The 19,266-nt window shown below is 40.2% G+C and carries 18 protein-coding genes; 6 read left to right on the forward strand and 12 right to left on the reverse strand.

What is annotated here, in order from left to right; translation table 11 throughout:
- Positions 1 to 4: 4 nt before the first annotated feature.
- The 7 genes from AN944_RS14880 to AN944_RS14910 form a co-directional block, all read right to left on the reverse strand.
- The gene (locus tag AN944_RS14880; protein ID WP_225442133.1) at positions 5 to 508 is read right to left on the reverse strand and encodes a nitrous oxide reductase accessory protein NosL; all 504 of its coding nucleotides are present in this window, start codon (positions 506 to 508) and stop codon (positions 5 to 7) included.
- Positions 509 to 601: 93 nt separating this feature from the next.
- A complete protein-coding gene (nrfD, locus tag AN944_RS14885; protein WP_055025434.1) occupies positions 602 to 1,549 on the reverse strand; it encodes an NrfD/PsrC family molybdoenzyme membrane anchor subunit in 948 nt (315 codons plus the stop codon).
- Between the two features lie 2 nt (positions 1,550 to 1,551).
- Entirely contained in the window at positions 1,552 to 2,256 is a 705-nt protein-coding gene (locus tag AN944_RS14890; RefSeq protein ID WP_055025512.1) for a 4Fe-4S dicluster domain-containing protein, read from the reverse strand.
- Positions 2,257 to 2,313: 57 nt separating this feature from the next.
- The gene (locus tag AN944_RS14895; protein WP_055025435.1) at positions 2,314 to 3,012 is read right to left on the reverse strand and encodes a tetratricopeptide repeat protein; all 699 of its coding nucleotides are present in this window, start codon (positions 3,010 to 3,012) and stop codon (positions 2,314 to 2,316) included.
- A 49-nt stretch (positions 3,013 to 3,061) separates the two neighbouring features.
- Complete coding sequence (locus AN944_RS14900) at positions 3,062 to 3,853, reverse strand: FKBP-type peptidyl-prolyl cis-trans isomerase (RefSeq protein ID WP_372037830.1); 792 nt, start codon at positions 3,851 to 3,853, stop codon at positions 3,062 to 3,064.
- A gap of 60 nt (positions 3,854 to 3,913) precedes the next feature.
- Positions 3,914 to 4,339, reverse strand: coding sequence for a rhodanese-like domain-containing protein (locus tag AN944_RS14905; protein WP_055025437.1), 426 nt, complete (start codon positions 4,337 to 4,339; stop codon positions 3,914 to 3,916).
- Between the two features lie 93 nt (positions 4,340 to 4,432).
- The gene (locus AN944_RS14910; RefSeq protein ID WP_055025438.1) at positions 4,433 to 6,454 is read right to left on the reverse strand and encodes a cytochrome c3 family protein; all 2,022 of its coding nucleotides are present in this window, start codon (positions 6,452 to 6,454) and stop codon (positions 4,433 to 4,435) included.
- Between the two features lie 477 nt (positions 6,455 to 6,931).
- On the opposite strand from AN944_RS14910, the gene AN944_RS14915 reads away from it, so the two are divergent.
- From AN944_RS14915 to AN944_RS14940, 6 genes are all read left to right on the forward strand, one after another.
- Positions 6,932 to 8,920 (forward strand): heme lyase CcmF/NrfE family subunit, encoded by a 1,989-nt coding sequence (locus AN944_RS14915; RefSeq protein WP_055025439.1) that lies wholly within the window; start codon positions 6,932 to 6,934, stop codon positions 8,918 to 8,920.
- Entirely contained in the window at positions 8,917 to 9,354 is a 438-nt protein-coding gene (locus tag AN944_RS14920) for a cytochrome c-type biogenesis protein CcmH (RefSeq protein WP_055025440.1), read from the forward strand. Before AN944_RS14915 ends, AN944_RS14920 begins: the two co-directional genes overlap by 4 nt.
- On the forward strand, positions 9,347 to 9,952 hold the full coding sequence (locus AN944_RS14925; RefSeq protein ID WP_055025441.1) for a TlpA disulfide reductase family protein: 606 nt from the start codon (positions 9,347 to 9,349) through the stop codon (positions 9,950 to 9,952). Before AN944_RS14920 ends, AN944_RS14925 begins: the two co-directional genes overlap by 8 nt.
- A 180-nt stretch (positions 9,953 to 10,132) precedes the next feature.
- On the forward strand, positions 10,133 to 10,492 hold the full coding sequence (locus tag AN944_RS14930; RefSeq protein WP_055025442.1) for a hypothetical protein: 360 nt from the start codon (positions 10,133 to 10,135) through the stop codon (positions 10,490 to 10,492).
- Between the two features lie 138 nt (positions 10,493 to 10,630).
- A complete protein-coding gene (locus AN944_RS14935; protein ID WP_055025443.1) occupies positions 10,631 to 11,497 on the forward strand; it encodes a helix-turn-helix transcriptional regulator in 867 nt (288 codons plus the stop codon).
- A gap of 203 nt (positions 11,498 to 11,700) precedes the next feature.
- Positions 11,701 to 12,495: a hypothetical protein gene (locus AN944_RS14940; RefSeq protein ID WP_374758504.1), complete on the forward strand. Its 795-nt coding sequence runs from the start codon at positions 11,701 to 11,703 to the stop codon at positions 12,493 to 12,495.
- 106 nt (positions 12,496 to 12,601) lie between these two features.
- Here AN944_RS14940 and deoD read toward each other — a convergent pair whose 3' ends face one another.
- From deoD to glmU, 5 genes are all read right to left on the reverse strand, one after another.
- Positions 12,602 to 13,312 (reverse strand): purine-nucleoside phosphorylase, encoded by a 711-nt coding sequence (gene deoD / locus AN944_RS14945; protein WP_055025445.1) that lies wholly within the window; start codon positions 13,310 to 13,312, stop codon positions 12,602 to 12,604.
- 56 nt (positions 13,313 to 13,368) lie between these two features.
- Positions 13,369 to 14,595, reverse strand: a complete 1,227-nt coding sequence (locus AN944_RS14950) for a NupC/NupG family nucleoside CNT transporter (RefSeq protein WP_055025446.1) — start codon at positions 14,593 to 14,595, stop codon at positions 13,369 to 13,371.
- Between the two features lie 478 nt (positions 14,596 to 15,073).
- The gene (gene glmS / locus AN944_RS14955; protein ID WP_055025447.1) at positions 15,074 to 16,903 is read right to left on the reverse strand and encodes a glutamine--fructose-6-phosphate transaminase (isomerizing); all 1,830 of its coding nucleotides are present in this window, start codon (positions 16,901 to 16,903) and stop codon (positions 15,074 to 15,076) included.
- Positions 16,904 to 16,931: 28 nt separating this feature from the next.
- Positions 16,932 to 17,705: a DeoR/GlpR family DNA-binding transcription regulator gene (locus AN944_RS14960; protein WP_055025513.1), complete on the reverse strand. Its 774-nt coding sequence runs from the start codon at positions 17,703 to 17,705 to the stop codon at positions 16,932 to 16,934.
- A 173-nt stretch (positions 17,706 to 17,878) separates the two neighbouring features.
- A complete protein-coding gene (glmU, locus tag AN944_RS14965) occupies positions 17,879 to 19,246 on the reverse strand; it encodes a bifunctional UDP-N-acetylglucosamine diphosphorylase/glucosamine-1-phosphate N-acetyltransferase GlmU (protein WP_055025448.1) in 1,368 nt (455 codons plus the stop codon).
- Between the last annotated feature and the right edge of the window lie 20 nt (positions 19,247 to 19,266).

Raw genomic sequence — 19,266 nt, forward strand, 5'->3', positions numbered from 1 at the left:
TCCATTAATCCTCAGCCAGTAATGCTAAATCAATCTGCTCAAAACGAATGACCTTACCACCATAATTAGCAGCAAACTGATTCGCCCCTTGTTCAGAAGCAAAACTTGCCACAGCAGTCCCCATAACTGCTTCTTTGCTAGACCCATACACATACCAAGCAGAGTTAGCAGATATGAAATGATGATTACTTGGCTTTGCCCAATCTGTTTGCTCAATATCATGTACAGACATCTGTACTATTCGCCGAGTATTTTCTGGCTGCAAAGCATAATTAAACATATCTCTGGTAGAACAAAATTTCGGATTAACAGAACTATTGGCTAACTCAAGCACGCCTTTAGGGCCAGGGTACTTGGTGATCATCATGCCACACATATGACAGCGATCATGTTCGCCAATATGAGGGTGGTAAGCATGAGAATTGTCATCATTAGGACTTAAACAACCCATTAAAAATATGCTCAACATGACAACAGAAACTAACATTGGAGAAAACACGTTATACATAGAATCACCGAAAATGAGAGCAACCCCTCAACCCGATAACTTATCCGCCTAACATAAAAAGGATAAAGTATTTGGCTGAGGACTTGCTTTGCGTTAAATAGCGAAGTTTTGGCCAGCGTAAAGGATGAACATTCGTAAGCACATCATACCGCTGACAACACAGATGCCAGATAGGTAGAAGGCTTTAGCCGAATGACTAAACTTTGTGCCTGTTGCAAAATTAAGTAAAAGTGGACCACCAAAACCTATTCCTACAACACCAAACCAAAAAACAGCAGCCCATGATCCTGTTATAAAAGCATCAAAGGCATATTGAGCGCCTGCATTCCCTGTCGCTAATGACATAATAATCATGAATAGAAACAAGGCTTCAGCAAACATAATTGGCCATTCAGCACCGTGAAGCACTTTCATATCTTGGCTATGTAAGTCTTCTTTAAAAACACTCACAGCCACCATTTTTGCAGCTGCTGCACCAGCGGATAAGCCAGAAGCAACAAACAGTGCCGGTAAGACTGACGTGTTAATCATAGGGAATCGCACTAAAGCCGAAATTAAAAAACCTGTGTATGCACAAACGGCTAACGCCAGTGCCAAAATCGCCATTTCACAAGGACGACGAATACCACGTAGTTTTTCAATTAATGGCATCAATGGCGCTAACATTGATGATTCAGCAATTTCTTCTTCTAAGGCAAACAACAGATTTAATGCCACCAGTGGAATATACGCCATCAACGCAATCACCCCGACCGACATCACTGAGTTCAAGTTGTAATAAACCAAAATCCGCCAGAAAAACAATGGATTGGTTAAGTCCAAGACTAAACACAACATGCCTAACGCAATGGTTACAAATGACACCAAAGAAGCAGCTTTTAAAAATGGCGTATTGATAGTTTGTTTTTTATAAAAGCGAATAAACAGTGCAACAGCTAATGCGCCACCTGAAATCCCTGCAAAAAACAAATAAACAGCAATTGGCCAAGGCCATGCGACCCCTTCAGATAACCCCATTGAGAACTCAATTGTTCCATCCATGACTACACTCCTAATTTAACAATTGGGATATAACGTAAGCTGGGTTCAGTTCCTAAATGCGACTTTATTCGCACAGAGTCCTTAACCTTCAATAACCGGCTTACATATGAAGTGGGATCATTGGCATCACCAAAGATTAATGCATCATATCGACACTGCTGCACACACGCTGGTTGTTCACCTTTGCTTAATTGGCTGTTCAAGCAAAAATCACAATTGTCGGCAACATCAGTATCTTTATTAATAAAGCGAGCATTATATGGACAGGCAGCAATGCAGTATTTACAACCCGCACACTTACTATCATCCATGGTGACAATGTCAGTGTCAGGATCGCGATGAGCAGCCCCTGTCGGACATACTGCTACACACGGGGCATTTTTACATTGCTGGCAAGATACCCGCACATATTTACGCTGACACTCACAGTTATCTTGACCACACTGAGCACATTTTTGCCCATCTATTCCGCCGTTTTGCTGCTCCGTTTTCAGCTTTGCTTCACCTTCGGGTAAATGGTTAGCTTTATTACAAGCTAACTTACAGTCACCACAGCCGACACACTTGTTCTGGTCAAAAACCATGACATAGTGAGGTTTATTCTCGGCATCACTGTCTTTGGTTGAACTACACCCCATGGGGGCAAGTATCAATGAACCCACTCCTAAGCATTTTAGGAACCTTCTTCTTTCTATATTTTCACTCACAACATCCTCCATCTGTCAGCCATATTGCTGACTTATTGCAACCTTTATTGGGTGACTCTACTCAGATGCAGTCACGGCTTGGTTAGCTATTTCTTGCTCAGCTCTAGAAATCGCATTTTTTATAGATGTTCGGTTAACGCTTAGGTTGTTGCTATCCAATAACTGATGCCAATGCTCAATTGCCTTTTGAAAGTCCTTATTCAAAAATGCATCTGTCGCAATGAGTAACAGCGATTGAACTTCATTTGGGTCAATTGCAAGCGCTTGAGATAACACGATAGTGACCTCCAAGCTCATGTCTCGACCATCACGGTAATAAAGCGCATTTGCTTTCATGCCTAACACTTCAGCATCTGTCTTTATTTCCAGTAATTCATTTAATGTTTGTACCGACTTGTCATACATACCGCCTTCTGCATATGCATTCGCCAAGTTAATTAATGCCAGGCGATTATTGGGGTCGATATTAACTGCTCGGGCATTTTTATTAATATCCGCAGCAATAAGGTAATCAATGTGCTCTGCTACGTATCCTGTATTCCAATCATTAAAACGCCCCAATTGGCTATAAATGACGATGGGTACCAGCAGAATTATGAGACAAACAACAAACAGCACCTTGTCATCTTGCTTGGCAAGGGGAACAGATGACTCGGATGAACCTTGCATTTTTGGAGTAACGTATTGGACAGAACGCCATACGATAGTGATGAAAAAGCACAAGGTTCCAATGATGGCTATCAATAAACTATTCATATTTATCTCGACTGCTGATACCACAAACAGATAGGTAAACTCATTGAAATTAATTGCTTGAAGAGCCCATCATTCCACCCATGCCCATACCGCTAAGTCCCATACCATGAGAAGACTCGCTAGGTGACTCAACTTTTAATAATTCAACATCGAAAATCAGAACTGAATTTGGCGGGATAATGCCGACAGTATCATTGCCGTAAGCAAGTTCTGTGGGAATAGTCAGTCGATATGTTGAGCCTTCCGGCATCAATCCAATGCCTTCTTTCCAACCGTCAATAACGGTAAGTAATGGGAAACGATTAGTTTCATTACGTTCATATGAGTTATCAAATTGAGTGCCATCAATGAGCTGGCCTTTGTAATGCACAGTGACCACATCTGATTCAAGTGGGACTTTTCCCTCACCTTGCGTAATGATTTCATACTGCAAACCAGATTCTGTGACCTTTATGTTGTCATTGGTTTTATTGCTCGCTAAAAATGCACGCCCTTCAGCTAAATTTTTACTTGAAAGGGCAGCTAAACGCGCTTCTTTTTCTTTATTGAGCATTTCAGCGCGGGTATTTAAATGAGTCAGAATATCTTCATCTGACATTGAGGTTTCATCTTTTAGTGCATCCACCACACCTTTAATAACGGTATCAACGGTAATATCTCCACCTAACTCCGTTTGATCGTAAATTCGACTCGAAATATATTTACCCACTGACGCTCCCAAGGCATAAGAGACGTTTTCAGTTTCTTGTTGACTACTAGCAGCTGTAGTCATAAATGCCACGCTACATAACAAAGCAACGCTGGTGGTTTTACATGTTTTCTTCATCATTGTTTTCATCATATTTCTCTCTGAGTTACACTTAATTGATTTCAATTTTTTAACCAACGCACTATTTATGGCTTACGGCATCTCTACGGCTCTACCTGATAATCGCCAACCATAAATACCATCATGCATTTGCATGACATTGCTATAGCCCAACTTCATGACTTCATGTGCTGCGATTTCGCTGGCATTACATAAGCGGTTAGCACAATAAAAAACCATGTAGGTTTGTTTGTTTTCAGGTAAAAGTTCTTTCCAATTACTCACATTGAAATAGGTTGCCCCAGGGATATAACCCTCACCCCAAAGCTCTAGGGTATTCACATCAAAAAACAGTACTTCAGGTTGCTCTAGCAAAGCTTCGCCTTGCGCTAAGCTAATGGTTTGCAATGTATGTTCATATTGGTGCGCAGGCCCAAAATCGCCACCACTGCCAGCATTCGCATTAAAGCCTGTTACTCCCAGCATGACTGCGATAGCAACGCCAATATATTTGACCATCTCACTCTCCTTCTAAGCGACTTAAAGAGCTTCGGTGTTGCGGTGCCCTGCAACACCGAAGCTACTGGCTAAGCCATATTGATTAAACGGGTTTTAAATACTGTTTTTATCAATAATTTTCTGTGCCTGTGTTACGTAAGTCAGTGCTGCATCAAGGCGTTTTTGGCTATAACGGAAACCATGAACCCCCCAAGAACCATCGGCTTTAATTAGATCAACCGTTTCTTGTGCTTTTTCAGTCAATAACAAGACCTGAGTTTTGTCTTCGATTGATAACTTAGTGACTTCTAGTAGCTTATCGATGCGAACCAGTGCTTGTTCAACTTCAGCAAACGTTTCTTTAATTGGCTTCTGCCATTTTTGAACTTCGCCGTAGATTTGAACTTGGTCCTTGTAGTGAAGACCCGTATCGAGTTCAGACTGGAATTGACTGTGACAACCTTTATTTTCGACCACGTCGTGATCAGAGATTGCGGTACGCGCACAAGACCACATTAAGTCTAAATAAGTGCGTCCTTCTTCATTCTTAGCCACTGTCCAGCCTTTCCCACCTTCAGGGCCTTGAATGCGTGGTTCACCTTCTGGTGGATTTAATGTTTTACGTTCTGGGTCAACATCAATTTTCCACATGTGGGATTTACGCACGGCGTCAAAGCCTGCTTGATCAGGGAATTGCATCGCTTTAAAGTTTTCACAACTACCCATGTTAGGCATGTGACAACTTTGACAGGTCTGCTGCGAGTGAGTGTCGGTATTGCTAGCAATTAATGTTTGCGCAGCATGACAGTCTGTACAGTCTTTTTTGAGCTTAGGTTTGGTTACACCTGACATCCAACTGCCATCAGTCACCTCATGTGGGTCATGACATGTTGTACAACGCATACCTTGTTCATAATGCTTAGAACCAAACATTTGTGAACCTTCGGTACCACAAGATGGACAAAGGGATTTCATTTTCACCCCAAAAGCAAGCTCAGGTTTGCCTTGCTCTGCCGCATACTCTGTCATGGTTGGGTCATACTCAAAACGTTGATGACAACGTTCACAGTTAGACTGCATTCCACCAGTACCACCATCTAAGTGACCACCAGCGCCATGACACTCTTCACAAGCAATACCTCGTGAAATCGTATGTTCTTGTAATTTTTTAGGATCACCTAATGCATCAAAGAACTCATCTTTAGATTTAAAGTCAAACTTAAAGGTATGGCAGACTTCACAATAAGAACTTGCCGGCTGGAACAACATTTCTGTACGGTATTTTGCACCGTAAGAACTCATGCCTTGTTGGTGAGATCCTGAAGCACCGAAGTCCGCCACTGTGAGAGGAAACTCAGGAATAACATCATTAATTTTTTTAGACATTTCTGGTGTAAGCCACTCAGCCCACCCACGTGAGAATTGGTTTGCACCTGCCACCATTTTACCAGTGCCATCTCGAAGTAGCCCACCTTCAATATGATAAGTACCACGCACTAACCAGCTATCAATAAAGCCATATTTTGTTCGCGGTGTTCCCACCGTGGCATAGATTGCATCAGGGGTAATACCATCAGGCAATATTGAGGTATCTTTGGTGTCATACATGGTTTTATTTAGGTCATTATCCACTTCAGGGTGTTCACCTGGAAAACGGATGGTTTTCGCATGACGTGAGCGCGACCATTTCTCATATTGCAGCGCATGACATTCAGCACATTTTTCTGGGCCAACAAAGTTATTTGGGTAATCAAGAATTGATTTGGCCCCTAAACGGTATTGAATAGCGCGAGGCTTACCATCTAACTTACTGTAGTCTTGACTGTAACCGGTATCTAGATACTCTTCACCGCGGTCACTAATATGGTAATCGCCAACTAAATTCCCAGCTTGCTGATATTTAAACATAGGATGATTTTCAAAAAGAAAATCAAACAACTCAGCTTCTTGAACAATATAGTCTTGAAGTGTTTTTACACCATTAATTTGTTCTGTACCTTCATACTTTGCTAATGATTTTTTTGCAGTTTTTCCCATTTCTGGAATGCTATTGTATTTACCTGCAGCATTTACATTGGCAATGGCACCAAAACAACATAGCGCACTTAACGCCACCTTGAATTTCCATTGTTTCATCATTCACTCCTAAATTTCTTTTGGTTTTTTTATTTGTAATACCTGTCACTAACAGTTCATCCATTTCGCTATTAGTCACTTGGATTAACTAAACCTAACCGTCCATCAAACGATTCTTTACAACTGAGCAAGGCTTATTCTTCATAAAAAAACCGCTAAAAATTTGACCTAGAGCACAACAAAAAATTGATCCAATATCAAAAGTTACCAAAAACAAATAATCAATATAAAACAGATAGATAAATAACCAAGCAGTGGATTTTTGAAACGTTTAAGCATGACTTTAAACTCTCAAAACTTAACAATTAGCCACTTAAGAAATAAAAAGTTGCCACCAACAAAACACCATAAAGTTAACTTGTGGCCGCTCACAAAATGATTAAGGAAATTGAATTATCGTCAGGTAGCGTAAAGCAGAAGAGTATGAAGCAGTGCTTATGACACTGTTTTTTAATAATTAATCTATTAGGTGACTTTATGGCTGCAGAGATAGGCTTACTATTACTCATCATCAGTTTAGTAATATCATTCTTAGTGGCCACACTAGGATTTATCGCCCCTCAATTTGAAAAAAGCCATCATTTATGTGCATCAGCTAACCAACTCATCCCATCGTTAGTGCATCTCAATGCGTTTGCTCTAACCATGTCGATATTGATTCTGGGGCATGCTTTTTGGGTCAATGACTTTTCTCTTACTTATGTGGCGAACCATTCAAATACGCAATTAGCCAACATATTCAAAATTGCTGCTGTATGGGGAGGACATGAAGGCTCAATGCTATTTTGGATTGTCGTAACTGCACTTTGGGGGAGTTTTACTTGTTTCAGAACCCCAAAAATGAACCACTTTGCTTATTACTTTAACGCCGTCATAGCTAGCATCTTATTTGGTTTCTTATTATTTTTACTCTTTACTTCAAATCCATTTGAACGGTTATTGCCGGAAATACCGATAGAAGGAAGAGATTTAAACCCTATTTTGCAAGACATTGGACTGGTTTTTCATCCACCGCTTCTTTTCATTGGTTATGTTGGTTTATCAATTTGCTTTTCAGGGGCTATAGCCACATTACTTTGCCATAAATCGAATATTCAAGAGCATTGTAAACGCATACAACCATGGGCAATAATCACTTGGATAGCTTTAACTGGCGGTAATGCATTTGGTTCTTGGTGGGCATATAACGAATTAGGATGGGGTGGCTGGTGGTTCTGGGATCCTGTGGAAAATGCTTCATTTATTCCTTGGATAGTTTGCACCGCATTAATCCACTCATTAAGGTTAAATCAAAAAACGAATCAAGCGTATTTGAGCAGCTTGTTCCTGTGTATTTTTGGTTTCTTTGTCTGCTTACTTGGCACATTTTTAGTGCGCTCTGGTGTTGTTCAATCAGTGCATGCATTTGCCTCAGATCCTACCCGAGGTGCTTCAATATTATCGCTAATGTTAATCTACTCAACACTTGGTTTTACGTTATTAGTAGCCAAAATCCCTGTGATTGCCAGCATAAAGCCTACCCAGGGAATGACCAAGAGTACATTAATGGTCATTGGTAATTGCTTACTATTAATCACTGCGCTAACGGTGTTGCTTGGCACCTGCTATCCACTTTTATTTGAGACCGTTACCGGGCGAGTTATTTCTGTTGGCGCACCTTATTTTAATAGTGTATTCGTACCATTATTAACATTAATGAGTATTGCCATGGGCGCAGCCCCCTTTCAACCTTGGTTAAAGGAAAACAAACGCAATTCAAAAGTACTGCTCGTACTTGGCGCTATCGTATTTTTGTTATCAATATCAGTTAATCTCCATCTACTAGAGCAAATCGAGTTTAATTTTATATGTGGTGTTTTTTGTATTATTTGGATGACCACCTGTACTGGCTTATTGCTACTTCAGCGATATTTACAAACTCAAAAACTAACCCTCAATGTTGTTGCCATGTTATTAGGGCATACAAGTGTTCTAGTCGCCATTACTGCGGGAACTATTGTTTCTTATTTTGAGCAAGATGAACTGCTACGAATGGGGCCCGGCCAAGGAAAAGAGGTTGCTGGGTATAATTTTATTTATCAACAAACTCGACATGTCGATACTCGAGCATTTACTGCTGTTGAAGCCGTTATTGCAGTTGAAGATCTTGACGGCAAACTTATCAGTTACATCACCCCTCAACGTAGAACCTTTAAAAGCAATGCTGTAGAACTTTCTGCAGCAGGCATTTATCACAGCTTTTTAAGTGACATGTACATTTCTATGGGAACCCAACTCAGTGATGATGAATACCTGATCCGTATTAGTTATAAACCTTTCGTAAATGGCTTGTGGTTAAGTGCTTTTATGATGATGTTAGCTGGTGGAATCGCATGCGTGGTGCACCATCGGCAACAAAGACTCGTTAAAACATATAACCCGCAAAACTCCCATCCATCACTACTGGTTAATAAGGTTAAGCCATGATTAAACTTCTCATGTTTACGCTAATGTTATTTAGTGCAGCAAGTATTGCGGCAGAGCAGATTACTCCCGAACACTTTCAATCAAATAGCCAAGCAGAAATTAAAACAACTGCATTTGATATTGCTAAATCTTTGCGCTGCCCAGTTTCAGCCAATCAAAGTCTGTTTGAGTCCCAAACTAAAATAGCTCATGAGCTCAAAGGCGAAATTTTTTTGCAATTACAGCAAGGTAAAACGAAGCAACAAATTATCGATTTCATGGTCAACAGATACGGCGAAAAAATTCATTACATGCCGATATTTTCATGGGCTACTGCGGGGTTATTTTTACTTCCACTTTTATTGGTTTTATTCATGATGGCCTGGTTTATTCGACTTAATCAAACCTCTCGACATTCCCTGCATTATCAAAATATGGAGTCTACTAATGAATAAGTTATTTGCAACGTTCGGTGTCGTTATTGCCTGTTACTTACCTTATTCTCAAGCGACAATGCCTGAGGAGAAAATATATTCTACGGGTGAGAATATTGAAAAGCCGATGATAATGTCTCGGTTTATTGAAATGACCCATGCACGTAAAGTCGAACATGTGCCATTTACTGATCTTTCAGGTAATGAAGTTTCACTTCAAGCTCATCAAGGTAATCTCGTTATTATGAATTTATGGGCGACGTGGTGCGCTCCCTGTATCAAAGAAATCCCCATGATGGATAAAATAAGAGTCGATAATAAACATCGAAACTTAGTTGTCTTGCCTTTATCAATTGATGAAGAACATGAAAAAGTCGCCGCTTTTTTAACGCGTCATCAACTTGAAGGTTACCCAACTCTGATAGATCCCCAGCAACATGCCAACAAAATGCTGCCCATCAATGTGGTACCAGCGACCTATATATTTGATGGAAATGGCCATTTAGTCGGTTTTTTAAGAGGTTATTTAGATTGGGGAAATAAAGATGTGCAGCCTTTTATTGAACAGCTTATTGAAAAATACGCTGATCCCAGTCCTTTAATCGCTAAAGTAAATTGATCATTGCGTATAAAACAAGCTCAAAATATACGCATTTACGGATTTTAATAGATAAAAAAGCCTAAAAAAATCTGCAGAAGGAGCTTGTTAACAAAATCCGTATCGTTCTTTAATTAACATTTTGCGTTATCAACATCTATTTTTATGAAAAACCAATCCAATTAATAAAGGTTTGAAATTATGAAAAAACTAATAACCGCAGCTATTGTCAGTAGTTTATTTACTAGTCCAGTGTTTGCAGCCAAACAACTTTCAACAGAAGATGCAATTGGTATGGCAGGCTTAATGATATGCGATGTATTTTATAGTGACATTGATACTAAGGAGTCTGCACAACAGGCTGCCATCATCAAAAAGTTGGTAACAGAACAATATAAAACGGGTATAGAAGACATGATGATGACGCAACAGACCAGCGATGAATTAGATCTTTATATTGCTCAATTTAAAGCATCAGATGAGCCCAAGAAAGTACAATTATGTCAGGATGCAATTAATTACACGCAAGACAGTACTGTCGCAAGTTTAGGAATGAGGTAATCACTTTATAACCTAAGAATTTAGCTAAGTATTTACATATTATCGCGCAACCTAATCATGATGAACTTTCATATAATGGCTTGCTAGGGAGTGTCTAATTCCACTACACTTTTATGATTGAACTAGTGGAGTTTAACGTTGAATATACCCGATATTGGCTTTAACCATCAGCAATCAGATGAGGAAGAACTTGAGATAATTGATCTTGCATCATTATATCAAAGAGCCAATATCGACCACGACCCACGGCTTCCTCATAAAGTGAACTTCTTTATGCTCATTTATATTGAGCAAGGCGAAGGCGTTCACATGATTGATTTCAATGATTACCCTTTTTGTGCAGGCTCTGTCTTACTGGTTCAGCGAGAACAGGTTCATGCATTTGATTTTTCTACTAAGCCGCAAGGTAAAGTGCTTATTTTCACACAGGCATTTTTAGATCAAGTCCATGCCAATATGCGCTTACCTAAATACACCCCAACACACCTTAATCAACAGCACTCACCACTATTAAAACTTGATAAACAAACTTACCAGCGAACCCGTTTATTGATTGAGCAAATCACTATTGAGTTTAATCATCAACAAACTGATCCTCTCATCGTTATGTATCTGTTCTCAGCGCTGGCATTGATACTACATCGATTAAGGCCTGCTGCGAAACATGACAACATGTCATTAGAGCAAAATGTAAAACTTGCACGCTTTTTTGAGTTAATGCAGCAACACTTCCGGAAAACTCGAGATGCAAGCTGGTATGCCAACCAAGTTAATACTACTTATAAAACCTTAAATCATATTTGCAAGCTGGCAACAGGATTAACCGCTAAACAAATGATTGATGCTTTTACTGTTATAGAAATCAAACGACATATAGTCATTTGTAAAAAGCCTTCTCAGCAAGTTGCTTATGATTTTGGTTTTGACGATGCCAGCAATTTTGTTAAGTACTTTAAAAATCAAACTAATATCACACCAAGTCAGTTTTTAAAGCAGGTTGGTTAATAATAAACATCCTGCTTTAGGTTCGATATTCACCATTTTTACACTCAAATACACTCTGCCAAGTGACTCCTGTGATCGCTAATATTGTTCTCAAGCAAATTGAGGACAACACAATGACAACACCTAATCTTGTTAAACATTCACTTTTAGCGGCCAGCCTTTTTAGCCTTATCGCATGCACATCAAATCAGGAAATAATCACTATGACAGACTCAAGCGCACAAACATTATCTAATAAGCAAAAAGCAGTAGCGGTTATATCAAGTATCGAAACGGGCGAGCAAACAGCGATTGGTTACATCAATCCAGAAAAGTATATCCAACATAACTTAGCTGTTGCGGACGGATTAGCAGGGTTCGGGGCTGTACTGCAGCAACTCCCAAAAGGAAGTGCAAAAGCCAAAGTTAAACGTGCATTTCAAGATGGTGATTACACCTTCACTCACACAGAATATAACTTTTTTGGTCCCAAAGTAGGTTTTGATGTATTTCGCTTTGAAGAAGGTAAAATTGTTGAGCACTGGGATAACCTGCAAGCAATCGCCCCCGCTAATCCAAGTGGTAGAACGCAGCTCGACGGTGCGACTGAAGTAACCGATTTAGATAAAACTGATTCGAATAAAGCGATTGTTGCTGATTTTGTCGCAACCATATTAATGAAAGGTGATATGAGTAAGATTAATCAATTTATTGATAATGATGACAATGCTTATATTCAACACAACCCAGCAATTGCAGACGGCCTTAGTGGCTTAGGTAAAGCGTTAGGTGAACTTGCTGCTGCGAATATGCCTATGGTGGTCAGTAAAAACCATAAAATACTCGGAGAAGGTAACTTTGTATTATCGATTAGTGAAGGAACCTTTATGAATCAACACGTTGCTTTTTACGATTTATTTCGCTTAGATAACGGCAAAATCGTTGAACATTGGGACACCATTGAAACCATTCCCGCTCAAACAGAGTGGCAAAACAGTAACGGTAAATTCGGCTTTTAATATTCAGTGTCATCACCGATAAAACAACAATGCCGAACTTACTTCGTAAAAGAAGTAAGTTCGGCATACTTATGTTCAAGCTTATGTTCAAGCAGAATGAACTCGGTTAATCGATATGACTAACTGCCTCTAAAGTCAGTTTAATCATTTCATTTAACGTTTGTTGACGCTCTTCCGCTGTTAAGTGAAGACCTTGTCTAATATGATCGGTCACCGTCATCATAGCAAGTGCTCGTGCGCCATATTCTGTTGCGACGCCATAAAGACCTGCTGCTTCCATTTCAACACCTAAAATGCCGTATTTTTCCATCAAGTCATATCGGCTTTCATCTTCACAATAGAATAAATCCGAAGAATATAGATTACCTACGTGATAACTCGCACCTTGTTTTTCTGCAGCATCTGTTGCTAAGCGCAGTAAACCAAAATCAGCAATCATGGCAAAATCAGTATTAGCAAAGCGAGTGCGGTTAACGGTAGAGTCGGTACTCGCGCCCATTGCCATTACCACATCCATTAGTTTGATTTTGTCGCTAACGGCGCCGCAAGAACCAATACGGATAATGTTTTCTACGCCGTACTCTGTAATAAGCTCTTTGGCATAAATAGAAATCGAAGGGATCCCCATGCCTGAGCCCATAACAGAGATAGTTTTACCATTATATTCGCCGGTGTAACCCAGCATATTACGTACATCTGTCACAAGTCTTGGGTTATCTAAAAAGTTTTCTGCAATGTACTTTGCACGTAACGGATCGCCAGGCATTAATACTGTTTTAGCGAAAGCGCCCTCTGGGGCATTAATGTGTGGGGTCATGCTCTTACTCCAATGTTGCCAACTAAGACCTTAGCTGGCATAAAAATATTAGTGTTCTAGTTAGCTAAACTAAATAATAAGCCTGCAATGGTTCCGCTCATTAAGTTAGCTAGTGCTGCAGCAATCAATGCTTTCATACCAATTTCACTTAAATCATGGCGGCGCTCAGGGCACAGAGCGGCCAGTCCACCAATCACCATGGCTAATGAGCCAAGGTTAGCGAAACCACATAAAGCAAAACTGATGATAATTTGAGTTTTAGGCGACAAATCTTCGGCGACTTTTAAGAAATCAATATAAGCAACAAACTCATTGATCACCATTTTCTGGCCAATAAACGAAGCAGCTTGAGTCGCCTCACTCCACGGCACTCCCATTATCCAAGCTAATGGTGCTAAAAAATAACCTAAGATTGCTTGCATGGTGATATCACCATGACCAAACCAACCACCAACACCACCAATTAAGCCATTAACCATGGCTATTAAGCCAACAAAGGCAATGAGCAAAGCTGAGACCGCAAGCACTTGTTGCATCCCCATAGCTGCGCCGCTTGCTGCTGCATCCAAGACATTGGTAGGCTTGTCTTCTTGTTCATCCATGACTTGCTTAATATCATTGCGTGGCGTTTCTGTTTCAGGCCACATTAACTTAGCAAAGAGTAATCCAGCAGGAGCCGTCATAAAGGCTGCGGTAAGAACGTATTTAATGTCCACGCCCATTTGTATGTAACCAATCATGGTGCCACCAGCAACAGAAGCGAGGCCACCAGTCATCACAGCAAACAATTCTGAGCGAGTCATATGTTTTACAAATGGACGCACCATAGATGGCGCCTCAATTGGGCCGACAAAAATATTGGCGGTTGCTGATAATGATTCAGCACGGCTAGTGCCTAATAGTTTAGAAAGCCCACCACCAATAACGCCGATAATCAGTTGCATAATGCCGAGGTAATACAGCACAGCAATTAGCGCACTGATAAAGACCACAACAAAAAGGACGTTAATAACAAAGATAAAACCAACACTGAATTTAGCTAAATCACCAAATACAAACGCTAAGCCTTCATTACCATAGTTGATCACATGCATTACTGCGCTAGATGCGCCATCCAACATGCTTTGCCCCATCGGTAAATACATGACAAATGCACCAAATGCGATTTGAAATGCGAGTGCACCGATTACCGTTCTTGGCTTAATTGCACTGCGTTTTTCTGACAATAAAATAGCTAAACCAATCAAGGCACACATGCCTAGTAAACTGATGAAAACTTCCATACATTTTTGACTCGTGAAACGATTTGATACATGCAGTTTATCGAGCAAATAAACGGACTCAAGCCTTGTTTGTCGTCAAAAATAACTATTTTAGTAAAAGATAAGAATGTGGAGAAAATGCCGAAATAGCACCTAAAAAACCAAAATAAATACTGCATTTAACAAATATGAAAAACACATAAAAATCACAAAACAAACATTTCTAAACCAATCCATAAGATGTGTAAACATTCACTTTTCACCCTGTAGAGAAGCCATATTCAATAAAGCAAAATTTCGCTCTTTTAATTGTGTTATTGGTATATCAATTCTGAAATTAAACTACTTAAAATTGAGTAAAAATAGCGCATTTTGGCGCTTAAGAAATACAAATAAAAAACCTCCACATAAGCAAGGCTTACGAGGAGGTTTAAAGGCTGCACTAATAACAGTTTTGATGCGTGAGTTTTGCCTTAACTGTTGCTAACACGCCAAAATATTATTCTACCGTGACTGATTTCGCTAAGTTACGTGGCTGATCCACATCAGTGCCTTTAATTAATGCCACATGATATGACAATAACTGTAATGGAATGGTGTAGATAAGCGGCGCCATAAACTCATCACAATGTGGAACCGGAATCACCTTCATGGTGTCATCAGATTCGAACTCTGCATCTTTATCAGCAAAGACGTACATTAAGCCACCACGGGCACGGACTTCTTCAACATTTGATTTAAGCTTTTCAAGCAATTCATTATTTGGCGCGACAACAATAACCGGCATATCGGCATCAATCAGTGCTAATGGGCCGTGCTTTAACTCACCCGATGCATAAGCTTCAGCATGAATGTAAGAAATCTCTTTTAACTTAAGCGCACCTTCCATCGCGATTGGATATTGATCACCACGACCTAAAAATAAAGCATGGTGCTTGTCAGCAAAGTCTTCTGCAAGTTCAGCAATCGCATCATCTAAACTTAACGCTTGCTCTACTTTAGGAGGCATAGATTGTAAGCTTTGAGTGATCTCAGCTTCCATCTCTTCGGTCATACCGTTATGGCGACCAATTGCAGTGGTTAGCATTAATAAACCAGCAAGTTGTACTGTAAAGGCTTTCGTGGATGCCACACCAATTTCAACACCGGCTTTCATCATATAAGCCATATCAGACTCACGAACTAATGAAGAACCTGGCGCATTACAGATAGTTAAGGTCGCTTTATAGCCCATCTCTTTTGCTAAACGCATCGCCGCTAAGGTATCTGCAGTCTCACCAGACTGAGAGATAGTCACTAACAGGCTGTTAGGGAACATATGTGATTTGCGGTAACGGAACTCAGACGCAATTTCAACATTACACGATACGCCAGCCCAGTCTTCTAACCAATAACGGGCTGCCATACCAGCATGATAACTGGTACCACATGCTATGATTTGCACATGCTTTATGTCTTTTAAAAATTCTGCCGCATTCTCACCAAATGCTGAATCTAACACTTTACCAGCAGCTATTCGGCCTTCAAGAGTATGGGCAATTGCTGTTGGTTGCTCATAAATTTCTTTAAGCATGTAATGACGATACTCGCCTTTATCGCCAGCATCATGAGTCACTTCAGATTCTTTTACCTCACGCTCAACCGGATTACCATCAACATCAAAAATACTGACTTCACGACGAGTAATTTCAGCGACATCACCTTCTTCTAAAAAAGCAAATGAACGTGTTACAGGTAATAGGGCTAACTGATCAGAAGCAACAAAGTTTTCGCCTAGGCCATAACCGACAACCAATGGGCTACCACTGCGAGCAACAACCATACGCTCGCTATCACGACGATCTACAACGACTGTTCCGTATGCACCTTCAAGCTGTTTTACTGTGGCCTGAACTGCAGCCAGTAACGTGTCATGGCTTTTTAATTCATGGTGAACTAAATGACAAATCACTTCTGTGTCAGTATCTGATGCGAAGGTATAACCTAAGCCTTTTAACATCTCACGCAGTTTGTTGTGGTTTTCAATAATACCATTGTGCACGACCGCAATATCACCTTCCGATAAATGAGGGTGTGCATTACGTTCACTCGGTTCACCGTGAGTTGCCCAGCGAGTATGAGCAATACCCGTTCCACCTGCTAAAGGAGAAGTTGCTAGTGCATCATCTAGTTCTTGTACCTTACCGACTCGACGAGTCCGTCCTAATTCACCTTGATTGATGATGGCAACACCTGCGGAATCATAACCTCGATACTCAAGACGCTTTAAGCCTTCTACTAAAATTTCTGCCACATCCCTTTGCGCTACTGCACCTACAATTCCACACATAATTTAATACCTAATTTATAAAACTGATTTATTTGTTTTTATATGGCGCTAATAAGACTTTAACGCCATATTGAGTAATTTTGTTGACCATATCCGCAGGTAATCTGTCATCAGTCACTAAAACACTGATGTTTCCCCAGGCAAGCTCGAGGTTGGGAATTCTGCGACCAAACTTATCTGATTCAAGCATCACAATAACCTCTCGTGATACTTCAGCCATCACTTTACTGAGACCAGTTAATTCATTAAACGTAGTTGTTCCACGCTCAAGGTCAATACCATCAGCACCAATGAAGAGTTGATCAAAGTTATAAGAGCGCAGTACTTGTTCGGCAATTTGTCCTTGGAAAGACTCAGAATGCGGATCCCAAGTACCACCGGTCATCAATAAAGTCGGTTCATTTTCTAATTCATGAATAGCATTCGCTAATTGCAGGGAATTAGTCATGACTAATAAGCCCCGCAAATTATCAAGCTGCTGAATAAGACCTGATGTTGTACTGCCACTATCAATAATAATGCGATTATGATCTTTAATAAGTTGCGCAGCTTTTTTAGCAATAGACAACTTATTTGGAGCAATTTTGGAGCTAAACTGTTGAGTAACCTCATCAGGAACAGCAACTGCGCCACCATAACGACGCAGCAATAATCCTGCTTCTTCTAATGTCGCTAAGTCCTTTCGGATTGTGACTTCAGAAGTTTCAAACCGTAACGCCAACTCATCAACACTCACCTCACCTTGTTGAGATAAAATACTGATAATATTATGTCTGCGTTGTTGTGTATTACGTTTGTTCATAATAACCATAAGTTTCGATTCGAAAGATAATTATAAACAAACGAAACTTTTTAGACAATATTTCAAACAATTAATATCCAGTTTCATTAGGCATAAAAAAACGGCCTGTTTTAACAGACCGTTTATAAATTTGATTAATAAACTGATTTTATGTCAGTTTTTAAAGCTCAACTTTATGATTTAGGCTTTTTGACTGGTCTTGCCCAACCACTAATGTGACGCTGTTTAACACGAGTAATAACTAACTCACCCTCACCGACATCTTTAGCAATCGTAGAGCCAGCACCTAATGTGGCCCCTTTACCAATGGTCACAGGTGCAATAAGTTGCGAGTCGCTACCGACAAACACATCATCTTCAATAGTCGTTTGGAATTTATTTGCACCATCGTAATTACACGTAATAGTACCAGCACCAATATTTACACCGCGACCAATACTCGCATCACCTAGGTAAGCTAAATGACCCGCTTTAGACCCCTCACCCAATACCGCTTTTTTCATTTCAACAAAGTTACCAATATGGGCATCTTCTTTGAGTTCTGCACCTGTGCGTAAACGAGCAAATGGCCCAGCACTAGCAGCTTTACCTAGCTTGGCGCCTTCGACTATTGAATAAGGTTTAATTTCAGCGTTATCAGCAATCTCACAGTCAATAAGAATGGCACCAGCACCAATCGTCACGTTATTACCAATCGTCACTTTTCCTTGGAAAATAACATTGATATCAATCATTACATCCATGCCGACGCTGACATCACCGCGAATATCAAGTCGAGCAGGATCACGAAGGTTTGCACCTTCAAGCATTAATTTTTCAGCCGCTCTTGCCTGATAAGCTCTTTCAAGTTGTGCAAGTTGAATGCGATTATTCGCCCCTTCAACTTCTACAGCTGATTCAGGTTGGGCTGTATCGATGGCCACACCATCTTCTTTTGCCATGGCAACAATATCCGTTAGATAGTATTCACCTTGAGCATTAGCATTTGATAAGCGACCTAACCAAGATTTAAGTTGTTTACCAGGAACCGCCATGATGCCTGTGTTTACTTCTTGAATCAGTAACTGCTCAGCATTAGCGTCTTTTTGCTCAACAATACCAACCACGTTACCCGCTTCGCGAACAATTCGACCATAACCTGTTGGGTTAACTAAATTGACCGTTAAAATAGCCATACCGTTTTCTGGTCTTGCTGCTAATAACTTTTCTAAGGTCGACTGCTGTATTAGAGGCACATCACCATAAAGAATTAACACGGTGTCGTCGTCATTAATGTTTGGATTAGCTTGAGCCACAGCATGGCCAGTACCTAATTGCTCAGCTTGTAGAACCCAATTTACAGCTTGTTCACCTAAAACAGTTTGAAGTTTATCTGCGCCATAACCATAAACCAGCTGAATAGCATTACTACCAAGCGAATTAGCGGTATCAATAACATGTTGTACCATGCTTTTATGAGCAATGGGGTGTAGTACTTTTGGCAAGTCTGAACGCATCCGTGTTCCTTTACCAGCAGCGAGAATGACAACATTTAATGACATCAGGATTCCTTGAGCAACAA

This window comes from Shewanella sp. P1-14-1, from assembly GCF_001401775.1.
In the GTDB taxonomy this organism is placed as follows: Bacteria; Pseudomonadota; Gammaproteobacteria; order Enterobacterales; family Shewanellaceae; genus Shewanella; species Shewanella japonica.